The organism is Sphingomonas sp. BE138 (assembly GCF_031456125.1).
Lineage (GTDB): Bacteria > Pseudomonadota > Alphaproteobacteria > Sphingomonadales > Sphingomonadaceae > Sphingomonas.
Genome location: NZ_JAVDUC010000010.1, coordinates 1 through 11,352, shown reverse-complemented (window position 1 = coordinate 11,352; position 11,352 = coordinate 1). Strand labels below are relative to the sequence as shown.

Genomic DNA, 11,352 nt, shown 5'->3' with positions numbered 1-11,352 from the left:
TCGCACCATGACCGTCAAGTTCATCGGCTACATCGGCTTCAACAACGAGAGCGAGATTCATGGGCTACGGCAAGTGCGCCCGCTCGACCGCGATTATGTGGAGCGCGCCGCGGTCGCGCAGGAGGAAGGCGGCTTCGACCGCGTCCTGATCCCATTCGGCTCCAACTCGCCCGAAAGCCAGATCGTCGCTGCGCACGCGGCGGCGCTGACGACGAAGCTGGGCTTCCTCATCGCGCATCGCCCCGGCTTCACGCAGCCGACCGTCGCCGCGCGCCAGCTCGCGACGCTCGACCAGCTGTCGGGCGGGCGCGTCGCGGTCCATATCATCACGGGCGGCGCGGACAGTGAAATGGAAAAGGACGGCGACCGCACCAACAAGGCGGAACGCTATCGCCGAACCGACGAATATCTGACGATCCTGCGTCGCGAATGGACGTCGGAGACGCCGTTCGATCATGACGGCGATTTCTATCGCATCCGCGGCGGCTATGCCGCGATCAAGCCGCAGAACCTGCCCGTGTTCTTCGGCGGCTCCTCGCCCGAGGCGATCGACGTCGCGGGCCGTCATGCCGACGTGTACGCCTTGTGGGGCGAGACACAGGCGCAGGTCCGCGAGGCGGTGGCGGGGATCCGCGCGTCGGCCGCCCGGTACAATCGCGCGCCTGGCTTTTCGCTGTCGCTGCGCCCGATCGTCGCCGACACCGAGGAAGCGGCGTGGAAGCGCGCGGACGAGATCGTCGAGATCGTCCGTGCGATCCGCGCCGATGCGGGGCTGGAGACGAAGGATCATGCGCCTCCGCATGCCGGCGCGCAGCGCCTGCTGAAGGCGGCCGAGGCGGGCTATCGTGCCGACACCCGGTTGTGGACCGGGCTGGCCGCTGTCGGCGGAGCGCAGGGCAATTCCACCGGGCTCGTCGGCACGCCGGAACAGGTCGCCGATGCCTTCCTCGATTATTATCGTTTGGGCATCGACCATTTCCTGATCCGCGGGTTCGAGCCGCTGGAGGACTCGATCGTGTACGGCCGCGAACTGCTGCCGCTGGTGCGTGCCCGCGTCGCCCAAGAGGATGCGGCGCGCGAGCGCGACAGGTCCGCGGCATGACGCGCATCGCCGCTGCCGTCGTCGCGCTGCTCGCGCTCGCCGCCTGCGGGGCGCAGGACACGCGCGAGGTGCTCCACGTCGGCAGCCAGCGCGGCGGCACCAAGGCGGTGATGCTGGCGAGCCACGCCCTCGACGGCGCACCGTACACCGTCGACTGGTCCGAATTTCCGGCCGCCCAGCATCTGCTGGAAGCGATCGCCGGCGGGTCGGTCGACCTGGGGTTGGTCGGAGACGCGCCGTTCATGTTCGCCTATCAGAGCGGCGCTCCGATCAAGGCGATCGGCGCGCAAAACGTCGCGGAGCGGCCGCGTGATGCGCTGGCGCTGGTGGTGCGCGCCGCCTCGCCGGTGCGTAGGCTGGCCGACCTGAAGGGCAAGACGGTGGCGACCACGCGCGGGTCGGTGGGGCATTACCTTGCACTCGCTGCGCTCGCCGCCGACGGGTTGCCGGCCGATCATGTGCGCTTCACGTTTCTTGCGCCGGGCGACGCAAAGGCGGCGTTCAGCTCCGGCCGGGTCGACGCTTGGGCGATCTGGACGCCGTATCTGCCGATGGCGCTGAAGGAAGGCGCACGCGTGCTGGTGGACGGGCATGATCTGGTCAGCGGCTATGGCTTCGAGGTCGCCAACGATCGCGCGGCGAAGGATCACCGCACGATGCTGGACGATTTCCTGGCACGCGAGGCCAAGGCGCTCGACTGGGCGCGGACGCACCCGGACGATTATGCCCGGGTGCTCGCGCGGGAAACCGGGCTGCCCGCCGATATCGCGCGCGATTACGCGAACAAAAACGGGCGCCGCAGCGTGCCGATCGATGCCAGGGTGATCGCCGACCAGCGACGGGTGCTGGAAACGTTCCGCCGCGCCGGCACGGTGGCCGGAACACGCGACATCGCGGACGCCTTCGTGCCGCCCGCGGGCGCCTGAGCAACAGCACAGCAAGCCAGGGCGAGAGGGTGCGTAACCCGCCGCGCGCCGGCGGGGAAAGGCCGCGCTGTGCCATTCGACATCGAGAGGGAGGGACATGAACAAGACCTTGGTCACCGGCACGATGCTGGCGGCATTCACGGCCGTTGGCATCGCGCACGCCGACGCCCCCGATAACGCTTCCGCCGCCGCCGCCGCCCGCGCCGCGGCCGCCCCGGCGGCCGACCCCGCGCCCGATCCGGTGGCGGAGGAACAAGGCGATGTGGTGGTCACCGGCTCCCGCAGCGGCGTCGCACGCACGGTCGCGGACAGCCCGGTGCCGATCGACGTGATCGCGCGCGACGAATTGAAGGCGACCGGCCGGACCGGATTGAAGGAAGTGCTGGGCAACATCGTGCCCTCGCTGACCATGCCCGCGCTGGGCGGCGGCGGCACATCGGCGAGCGTGCGCCCGATCTCGATCCGTGGATTGTCGGGAGACTATCTGCTGGTGCTGGTCAACGGCAAGCGGCGCCATACCACCTCGCTCATCAACAACCTCTCGCGGGTGTCGGGCGGCTCCACCCCGGTCGACATCGACCTGATCCCCACCAATGCGGTCGGTCGGATCGAAGTGCTGCGCGACGGCGCGGCGGCCCAATATGGCTCAGACGCGATCTCCGGCGTCATCAACATCATCCTGGACGATGCGCCGGAAGGCGGCGAACTGACCACGACCGCCGGCCAGCTCTACGAAAAAGGCGGCGAGCTGCTCCAGCAGCAGATCGGGTGGGGAACCCGGCTGGGCACCGAAGGCGGCTTCGCGCGCTTTTCGGTAGAGGCGAAATATCACGATCGCGCCACCTCCTCCGCCGAAGAGGCGCCCCGGCTTTATCCGCTGGTCAACGGCCAGCCCGATCCGCGCGAGAGCGGCGCGGATCATCTGGTCGCCGGCGGCTACGGGCGTTCCAACCGCGATACGATCGTCAACAGCGCGGTCAACGCCGCGCTGCCGATCGGCGACGACCTGTCGCTCTATACCGCCTCCACGCTCAGCTACCGCCGCATCCGCGACGCGCGCGGCGCCTACTTCCCCTCGTCGACCGGCTATGGCGGGCTGGCCAATCCGCAGGGCTTCAACAGCCTGCCGCAAATCTATCCGGCCGGCTTCCAGGCCTATCGCCGGATCAGCGAATGGGATTGGCAGGCAACGCTCGGGCTGAAGGGAGAGGCGCGTGGCTGGCGCTGGGACCTGTCCTCCAGCTACGGCCAGGATCGCGTGCGGCTGGGCGCGGACAATACCCTCAATCCCTCGCTCGGCCCCGACAGCAAGACGCGCTTCTTCATGGGGGAGCAGCGTCAACAATTATGGGTCAACAACCTCGACATCAGCCGCGACGTGGACATCGGTGTCGCCGAACCGCTCACGATCTCGGTCGGCGCGGAGCATCGATGGGAGCGGTTCAGCAACCGCGCCGGCGAGCCCGACAGCTACCGTGATGGCGGCTACGTTATTCCGCGCGACGGTACGCCGTTCGGGCTCCTGTACGGCGGCCGTTCGCCATCGCCGGGTCTGGTGTCCTTCACCGGCACGTCGCCGGCCGATGCCGCCACGCTCACGCGCAACAACGTCGCCGGCTATGCCGATCTGTCCACCAGGTTTACGCCCGGCTGGTTCGTCGGCGTGGCGGGCCGTTTCGAGCATTACGACGACAGCGCCGGGAATGCGATAGCGGGCAAATTCTCGACACGGGTGGAGCTTGCGCCCGGCATCGCGTTGCGCGGGGGCGTCAACACCGGCTTTCGCGCGCCCTCGCTCGCACAGACGAGCTTTTCCACCACGCAGAACACGGTCACGATTGTCGGCAACGAGCGCGTCTCGACCGTTTCCAAGTTCCTTCCGGTGAACAGCGTCGCCGCACAGGCGCTCGGCGCATCGCCGCTGAAGCCGGAAAAGTCGTTCAACTATACCGCAGGCATCACCTTCGAACGCGGCGGGGTGCGGCTGACGCTCGACGGCTATCAGATTCGCGTCGACGACCGCATCGTCAAGACCGAGTTCCTGGGCACCGCGGCGAATGGCGGCACGGCGATCCGCAGCATCCTGGTCGCCAACGGCATCACCGGCGTCGACAGCGCGCAGTTTTTCACCAATGCGATCGACACCCGTACCCGCGGCATCGATGCGGTGGCGGAATATCGCTGGCAGGCGGGTGCGCTCGGCCGCTTCCGGCTGTCGGCCGCCTATAGCTACAACAGGACGCGTATCTTGCACGTGATCGACAATCCGTCGGCGCTGGGCAATCTGAACGTCGTCCTGTTCGGCCGGCAGGCGCAGCAGGACCTCGTGGTGGCGACTCCGCGGAGCAAGGCGGTCGGAACGGTCGACTGGACGCATGGGCGGCTGCATGCGCTCGCCCGCCTGACGCGGTGGGGGCGCTATACCGAGTCAAGCAACGTCGCGACCGGCGACCGGACGTTCGGTGCGCGCTTGGTCGCCGACCTGGACGTGGGCGTCGACGTGACCGATCGACTGAACCTGTCGGTAGGCGCGAACAACCTGTTCGACGTGTATCCGGAGCGCAACGGCATCATCAACTCCGACGGCTCCGGCGCGTACGGCAGCTTCGCACCGTTCGGCTTCAGCGGCGGATTCTATTACGGTCGATTATCGTGGCGTATATGATGCCGGCGCCCCCTCGATCTTCAGGTCGGAAGCGTCGGCACGGGAATCGCGGCGGCCACCCGGCCTTCGGCGCGATAATCCGGCGGGATGTCGAAGTCCGTCCGCGCCAGGCCGCGAGACGCTTGCGCCCCTTTCGGCAGGCCCGACCGTTCCGAATAATCGCGGTCGCTACCGGGTTCGCGGGCGTGGGCGGCCTTCACCCCCTTGAACGCGGTGACGTCGAGCAGCGTGACGCCGGCGACCAGCGCGGTCGCGACGGCGGCATTGCGCCATTTCGGATTGTCGCGATGCAACGCACCGGCGAGCGTGGCAAGGTCGAGCGCATCGCCTCCGATCCGTAGGGCCAGCCCGACCGACTTGTCGATCGACAGCGTCGGCACCGCGCTCGCCAGTTCGCGTGCGCCATAAGCGCGGATCAGTCCTTCCTTGTCGTCGAGCCCCAAGGTGCGGGCCAGACGGCCGGGTGCGATCAGTTCGGCCAGGCCCAGCCCGACCGAGAACCAGCCGAGGGCGCGCGCCAGCCGGTCTGCACTGGTCAGCGAGCTCGGCCCCTTGCGTTCGACTCTCGGGTCGCCCTCCGAACGGGCGATGCCGGTGATGTTGGTGAGTGGCATGGATGCCTCCTTTACGGTTGGAGCATGACCTTGACGCACCCGTCCGCCTTGTCGCGGAAGGTCGCGTACATGTCGGGTCCCTTGGACAGGTCGACCTTGTGCGTGATGACGAAGGACGGATCGATCTGCCCGTCCTCGATCCGGCGCAGCAGGTCGCCGGTCCAGCGTGGGACATGCGCCTGCGCCATGCGAAAGGTCAGCCCCTTGTTCATCGCCTGGCCCATCGGAATCTTGTCGACCAGACCCAGATAGACGCCGATGATCGAGATGACGCCGCCCGGGCGGCAGACATAGATCATTTCCCGCAGCACATGCGGGCGATCGTTCTCCGCCATCAGCATCTGCTTGGCGCGGTCGAGCACGGTGTCGGGCTGGCCGAAATTGACGTGGCTCTCGGTGCCGACCGCATCGATGCACTTGTCCGGTCCCTTGCCCTTGGTCAGTTCGTTAAGCCGCTCGACGACGCTCTCCTCCTCGAAGTTGATCGTGATCGCGCCCGCGGCGGCGGCCATCGAAAGGCGTTCGGGCAGGCGATCGATCGCGACCACCTGTTCGGCGCCCAGCAGGATCGCCGAGCGGATCGTCATCTGTCCGACGGGACCGCAGCCCCAGACGGCCACCGTGTCGCCCGGCTGGATGTCGGCCTGCACCGCCGCCTGCCAGCCGGTCGGCAAGATGTCCGACAGGAACAGCAGCTTCTCGTCGTCGATGCCGTGCGGCACCTTGATATGGGTGGTGTCGGCGAACGGCACGCGGAGATATTCGGCCTGGCCCCCGGGATAGCCGCCGGTCAGGTGGGTATAACCGAACAGCCCCGCGGTCGCATGGCCGAACGCCTTGTCGCCCAGCTCCTTCTTGCGGTTGGTCCGCTCGCAAACGGAGAAGTTGCCGCGGCGGCACTGGTCGCATTCGCCACACTGGATGGTGAAGGGAATGACGACGCGGTCGCCCTTCTTCAGCGTGCCCTTGGCCGCGCTGCCGACCTCGACGACCTCGCCCATGCTCTCATGACCCATGATGTCGCCGGGCAACATCGCGGGAACGAGATTATGGAAAAGGTGCAGGTCCGACCCGCAAATCGCACAACTCGTAACCTTGATGATGGCGTCTCGGGGGTGTTCGATCGCAGGGTCGGACACCGTGTCGTACCGAATGTCCTCCTTGCCATGCCAGACCAGGGCTTTCATGCCGCTCTCCTCGGTTGCGTGGTGCCGAGGTACGCATCGACCCGATGCCGGCCCATCCGGGCGATCCCTAGGGAACTATACCCGGCCAAGGGTCATTGCCGCCCCGGCCGGCAACGGTTGAGGAGTGCCGGCCCATGGAGGAATATTCGCTCGCCGCGCCGGCACGAGGCGACGATCCGCTTTATGGCGCGGGCGAGACGCTGGCGCGGCAGGTGCGATTCCTGGAAGCGAATCTCTCCGCCATCCCGGATTACGTCTATGCGTTCGACCGCCACCGACGCTTCGCCTACGCCAACCCGGCCATGCTGGCGCTGTTCGGGCTGACGTCGGAAGAGATGCTGGGAAGGTCCTTTGCAGACCTGAATTATCCGGCCGATCTCGCCCACCTGCTTGACGGCCATATCGACCGGATCTTCGCTGACGGCACGACGATCCAGAACGAGGTGTTCTACCGCAGCCCCACGGGCCATGCGGCTTATTTCTCCTACGTCTGGGGGCCGGTGCTGGGGCCGGACGGATCGGTTGAACTGGTCATCGGCGTCTCCCGCGACACCAGCGAGCGGCGCGTGTTCGAAGAGGCCCTGCGTACCAGCGAAGCGCGGCTGCGCGCCGCGACCGAGCTGGTCGGCATCGGCATCTATGCGTGGGACCCGCGCACCGGTGCGCTCGACTGGGACGACCGGCTGCGCGCCATGTGGGGCCTGCCGGCGGGCACGCCGGTCGACGAAGAACTGTTCCAGCAGGGCATCCATCCCGATGACCGGGCGCGGGTCCGCGACGCGATCGCGGCATGTGTCGATCCGGCCGGCGACGGCGACTATACGATCGAATATCGCGTCATCGGCCGCGATGACGGTGCCGTCCGCCACATCGCCACGTCGGGCCGCACGACATTCGAGAATGGCCGCCCGATCGGCTTCGTCGGCGCGGCGATCGACCTGACCCCGCAACGCCACGCCGAAGCGGCGATCCGCGCGAGCGAGGCGCAGTTCAGCAGCTTCGCCGAGCACAGCAGCAACCTGCTCTGGATCGGCGATCCGGCGACCGGCGCCATTCTGTATCGCAGCGCCGCGTTCGAACGGATCTGGGGCATCCCTCGCGATGAAGGCGCACGCTTCCTCGACCGGTGGCTGGAGGATGTCCACGCGGACGACCGATCGCAGGTCGAACATGCGCTGGCCACCGTCGCGGCCGGCGAGGTCACGCAATTCGAATATCGCATCATCCGCCCCGGCGACGGGGCCGTCCGCCGTCTGCGCAACACCGGCTTCCCGATTCTCGACGACCATGGCGCGGTGACCCGCATCGGGGGCATCGTCGAGGACCTGACGCAGGACGACCCCGGCCAAGTCTATATCGTCAGCACGAAGGCGCTCGAGGCAAGGCGGCTGGCCGCTCTCGTGCGCTCGCTGGGGTATCGCGCGCGGACGTTCGAGAGCGCGGCGGCCTTTCTCGACATCGCCGCGGTCCTCGCGCCCGGATGCGTCCTCGTCGATCTGCGCCCGTCCAAACCGGAGGGGTTGTCGATCCCTCGCGAATTGAAGGCGCGGGCGCTCGCCCTGCCGAGCGTGCTCCTGGACGGAACCGATACCGATCTGGCGTCGGTGGTCGCCGCGATGAAGGCGGGCGCGACCGACTATATCGTCGTGGACGACGAAGCCGCGCTGCGCGCCGGCCTGTCGAGTGCCATCGCCGATTGCTTCGCGGCGGTCCGCCCCGTCTCCCGCGACGAGACCGCCAGCGCGCGCGTCGCCCGACTCACCCCGCGCGAGCGGGAGGTGCTGCTCGGGCTGGTCGAGGGCGACACCAACAAGATGCTCGGCAAGAAGCTTGGCATCAGCCCGCGCACGGTCGAATTGCACCGCGCCCAGGTCATGAGCCGCCTGAATGCCGGCAACCTGGCGGCACTGATCCAGCTCGCCCTGGCGGCCGGGGTCGCTCCTCCCGGCGACGGCCATGCAGCGCGTAAGCCTGCCTAGCCATGCTACCAGTGCCGATGCAGGCGTGAACGCCTCTTGCCCGTCGGCGACGAAAGCCGCGATCTCTGCCGCTGCGTCTCAGTTGCCCGACCCGCGTGAGCGGTCGCGAAAACAGCGGCTGGCGCAACACAGGCCACCGGTTGTCGCATCAACGGCGACAACGCAGACACGATACGCATCGTCGAAGCGATAATCGCCGGGATCCGCGGGATCGCGCCGGCGAAAAGACCGCGCGATCGAAGACGTGAAGGAGTCCGGATAGCAATCTGGTTAGTAACGACCCGCTTACCCGAGGGCGCCGACGCGTCGGTGGCGCGATGTGATCCTCCAGCTACGGACAGGCGATAATCGGCTCTGTAACAGTATACGGCGGGCACGTCCCAGGGGTTAATACAGGTTCAGCACCCAGCCGCCTTTGGAGCAATTCCGGACAACCTGCATCAGCGATAAAGTCCGAACGAAGTCATAGAAGTTCGAAAATGCGCGCTTCTATGTTCGTTTGGAGGGTGAGGAACAATCTTGCGGCAGTGGCCGGTGTTTGATCGTACGGATCGATGCGCCGGTTGGAGCTTGGCGTAAATGGCCACTCACAACAGCGTGCTCGTGGCGCTCTCCGTGATGACCGCGATGTTCGCGTCGTACACCGCGCTGGACCTCAGCGGTCGGATACGAGCGGCCAGCGGATGGACTCGCCGGTTATGGCTTGGCACCGCCGCTCTTGCGATGGGGGGCGGCATCTGGTCGATGCACTTCGTCGCCATGCTGGCGCACAGCATGCCTGGCCTGGATGTGACATACGATCCCGAACTGACCGTCGCATCGCTTGGCGTTGCGATCGCCGTCACCGGCCTGGCGTTTGCGATCATGGACCAAGCGACCAGTTCGGTCCGGCGCCTGGTCGTCGCCGGATTGCTGATGGGGATCGGTGTCGTCGCGATGCACTACATAGGCATGGCGGCGATGCGGATGTCGGCCGACCTCAGCTACGATCGGATGTGGGTCGCCATCTCCGTGCTGATCGCCATCGGTGCGGCGACGGTGGCCCTGTGGCTTGCTGCGCGCGAGAGTAGTCAGATCAAGCGCGTCGCCGCGGCGATCGTGATGGGGCTCGCGATTTCCGGGATGCATTTTGCTGGCATGCGAGCGGCAAGCTTCGTGTCGCACCCTGGTATCATCGACCGCACTGCGAGCGTCGCGCAGACGTCGCTGGCGGTCGCCGTCTTCGCCGCGACTTTCGTGATCCTCTTCCTCGCACTGGTCGCCGCCTTGTTCGATCGACGCTTCGCACTGCTGGCGGAGCGCGAGGCGGCGGCGCTCCGCTCGAGCGAGGAGCGTTTCCGAAAGCTCTATCGCGGCACACCCTTACCGCTCCAGTCGCTCGATCGGAATGGCTGCTTGGAGCAGGTGAGCGACGCATGGTTGGCGTTGTTCGGCTATAAGCGCGAACAGGTTCTCGGACGCCCCTTGCTCACCTTCATGACCGCGGAGTCGGCGCAGCGCTTCCGGGAATCGGACTGGCCGGAGCTCCGATCGAAGGGAGAACTGCCTGCGTGCGAGTATAAGATGGTGGCATCCGACGGCGCCCTGCTCGACGTCCTTCTGGCGGCACGGATCGAGCGCGACGCCGCTGGCAGGATCATCCACGTTCTTGGCGGCTTGACGAACGTGACCGATTGCAGGCGTGCAGAGGCCGAGCTTCGCCAGGCGCAGAAGAACGAAGCCATCGGTCACCTAACCGGCGGCATCGCTCACGACTTCAACAACCTGCTCGCCGTCATCATCGGCAATCTCGACATGCTGAAACGGCGTCTGCCGGAAGATCCGCGGACCTCGCACCTGGTAACGAACGCTCTGCACGGCGCGGAGCGGGGTGCGGCCCTCACGCAGCGGCTCCTCGCCTTCGCCCGGCGCCAGGACCTGCGCCCTCAAGCCACCGATATCTCCCGACTGGTCGACGGCATGGCCGATCTGCTCCAGCGATCGCTCGGTCCACAGGTGCGTGTCGAAAAGCGCTTCTCTTCCGACCTGCCGCCTGCGCTGATCGACGCCCATCAACTTGAATTGGCGCTCCTGAATATCGCCGTCAACGCACGCGACGCGATGCCGGACGGCGGGGCGATCACGATCAGCGCCGCGTCGGAATCGCTGTCACGTGGCAACCGATACGGCCTGAAGCCGGGCGACTATCTGCGGCTCTCCGTCGCTGACGAGGGCATCGGGATGGACGAGGCGACGCTCGCTCGGGCGATCGACCCCTTCTTCACCACCAAGGACGTCGGCAAGGGCACCGGCCTGGGGCTCTCGATGGTGCACGGCTTTGCGGCGCAGTCCGGCGGCCACCTGGTCATCGACAGCACGCCGGGCGCTGGCACCAGCGTGGACCTGTACCTTCCGGCAACGACCGCGCCTGTCGTAGCGAAGGCGGATGATGCACGTGCGGCGACGAGGCCGCAGCACGGAATGTCGAAGCTGTCGGTCCTCGTGGTCGATGACGAACCGCTCGTTCTGGAAAACACCGCTGCGTTGCTCGAGGAGCTGGGTCATGCCGTGCGGCTCGCAGGATCCGGTCCCAGCGCCCTTCTGCAGTTCCAGTCGGATCCGAATATCGATGTCATTGTCACCGACCAGATGATGCCCGGTATGACCGGTGCTCAGCTCGCCCACCAAGCCCAGCTCGCCCGACCGACCGTCAAGGTCTTGATCGCCAGCGGGTACGCCGAGGCTGGCGACGAGCGGATCGCCTATCCGATCCTGCAGAAGCCTTTTGACAGTCTCGCACTCGACTGTCAACGGCGGAGCAAAATCCGGCCACGGTGGCGGTGTAAAAGTAGGCCAGCGGTCGAGGCGTGATGACGACATGGAAAGGGCCCCGATCGGGG

7 protein-coding genes are annotated in these 11,352 nt (G+C 66.9%); 5 read left to right on the top strand and 2 right to left on the bottom strand.

Annotated elements, in window-relative coordinates:
• The first annotated feature begins 7 nt into the window (after positions 1 to 7).
• The 3 genes from J2Y58_RS13140 to J2Y58_RS13130 all read left to right on the top strand — a co-directional run bounded on the left by J2Y58_RS13140 (position 8) and on the right by J2Y58_RS13130 (position 4,693).
• Entirely contained in the window at positions 8 to 1,102 is a 1,095-nt protein-coding gene (locus J2Y58_RS13140; RefSeq protein WP_310103781.1) for an LLM class flavin-dependent oxidoreductase, read from the top strand.
• Positions 1,099 to 2,028, top strand: a complete 930-nt coding sequence (locus tag J2Y58_RS13135; RefSeq protein ID WP_310103779.1) for an ABC transporter substrate-binding protein — start codon at positions 1,099 to 1,101, stop codon at positions 2,026 to 2,028. Before J2Y58_RS13140 ends, J2Y58_RS13135 begins: the two co-directional genes overlap by 4 nt.
• Before the next feature lie 97 nt (positions 2,029 to 2,125).
• Complete coding sequence (locus J2Y58_RS13130) at positions 2,126 to 4,693, top strand: TonB-dependent receptor (RefSeq protein ID WP_310103777.1); 2,568 nt, start codon at positions 2,126 to 2,128, stop codon at positions 4,691 to 4,693.
• A gap of 20 nt (positions 4,694 to 4,713) precedes the next feature.
• Here J2Y58_RS13130 and J2Y58_RS13125 read toward each other — a convergent pair whose 3' ends face one another.
• Both J2Y58_RS13125 and J2Y58_RS13120 read right to left on the bottom strand, forming a co-directional pair.
• Positions 4,714 to 5,307 carry a hypothetical protein gene (locus J2Y58_RS13125; protein WP_310103775.1) on the bottom strand — a complete coding sequence of 198 codons (594 nt, stop codon included), beginning with the start codon at positions 5,305 to 5,307 and terminating at the stop codon, positions 4,714 to 4,716.
• Positions 5,308 to 5,318: 11 nt separating this feature from the next.
• A complete protein-coding gene (locus J2Y58_RS13120; RefSeq protein ID WP_310103773.1) occupies positions 5,319 to 6,494 on the bottom strand; it encodes a zinc-dependent alcohol dehydrogenase in 1,176 nt (391 codons plus the stop codon).
• 134 nt (positions 6,495 to 6,628) lie between these two features.
• Between J2Y58_RS13120 and J2Y58_RS13115 the strand changes: the two genes are divergently transcribed.
• Together J2Y58_RS13115 and J2Y58_RS13110 are read left to right on the top strand one after the other, a co-directional pair.
• Positions 6,629 to 8,473: a PAS domain-containing protein gene (locus tag J2Y58_RS13115; RefSeq protein ID WP_310103771.1), complete on the top strand. Its 1,845-nt coding sequence runs from the start codon at positions 6,629 to 6,631 to the stop codon at positions 8,471 to 8,473.
• A 579-nt stretch (positions 8,474 to 9,052) separates the two neighbouring features.
• Positions 9,053 to 11,323 (top strand): MHYT domain-containing protein, encoded by a 2,271-nt coding sequence (locus J2Y58_RS13110; RefSeq protein WP_310103769.1) that lies wholly within the window; start codon positions 9,053 to 9,055, stop codon positions 11,321 to 11,323.
• Positions 11,324 to 11,352 lie beyond the last annotated feature (29 nt).

Excerpts from the sequence above, each read along its gene's own strand:
- J2Y58_RS13140 (WP_310103781.1), top strand. The coding sequence starts at position 8 with ATGACCGTCAAGTTCATCGGCTACATCGGCTTCAACAACGAGAGCGAG.
- J2Y58_RS13135 (WP_310103779.1), top strand. The coding sequence starts at position 1,099 with ATGACGCGCATCGCCGCTGCCGTCGTCGCGCTGCTCGCGCTCGCCGCC.
- J2Y58_RS13130 (WP_310103777.1), top strand. The coding sequence starts at position 2,126 with ATGAACAAGACCTTGGTCACCGGCACGATGCTGGCGGCATTCACGGCC.
- J2Y58_RS13125 (WP_310103775.1), bottom strand. The coding sequence starts at position 5,307 with ATGCCACTCACCAACATCACCGGCATCGCCCGTTCGGAGGGCGACCCG.
- J2Y58_RS13120 (WP_310103773.1), bottom strand. The coding sequence starts at position 6,494 with ATGAAAGCCCTGGTCTGGCATGGCAAGGAGGACATTCGGTACGACACG.
- J2Y58_RS13115 (WP_310103771.1), top strand. The coding sequence starts at position 6,629 with ATGGAGGAATATTCGCTCGCCGCGCCGGCACGAGGCGACGATCCGCTT.
- J2Y58_RS13110 (WP_310103769.1), top strand. The coding sequence starts at position 9,053 with ATGGCCACTCACAACAGCGTGCTCGTGGCGCTCTCCGTGATGACCGCG.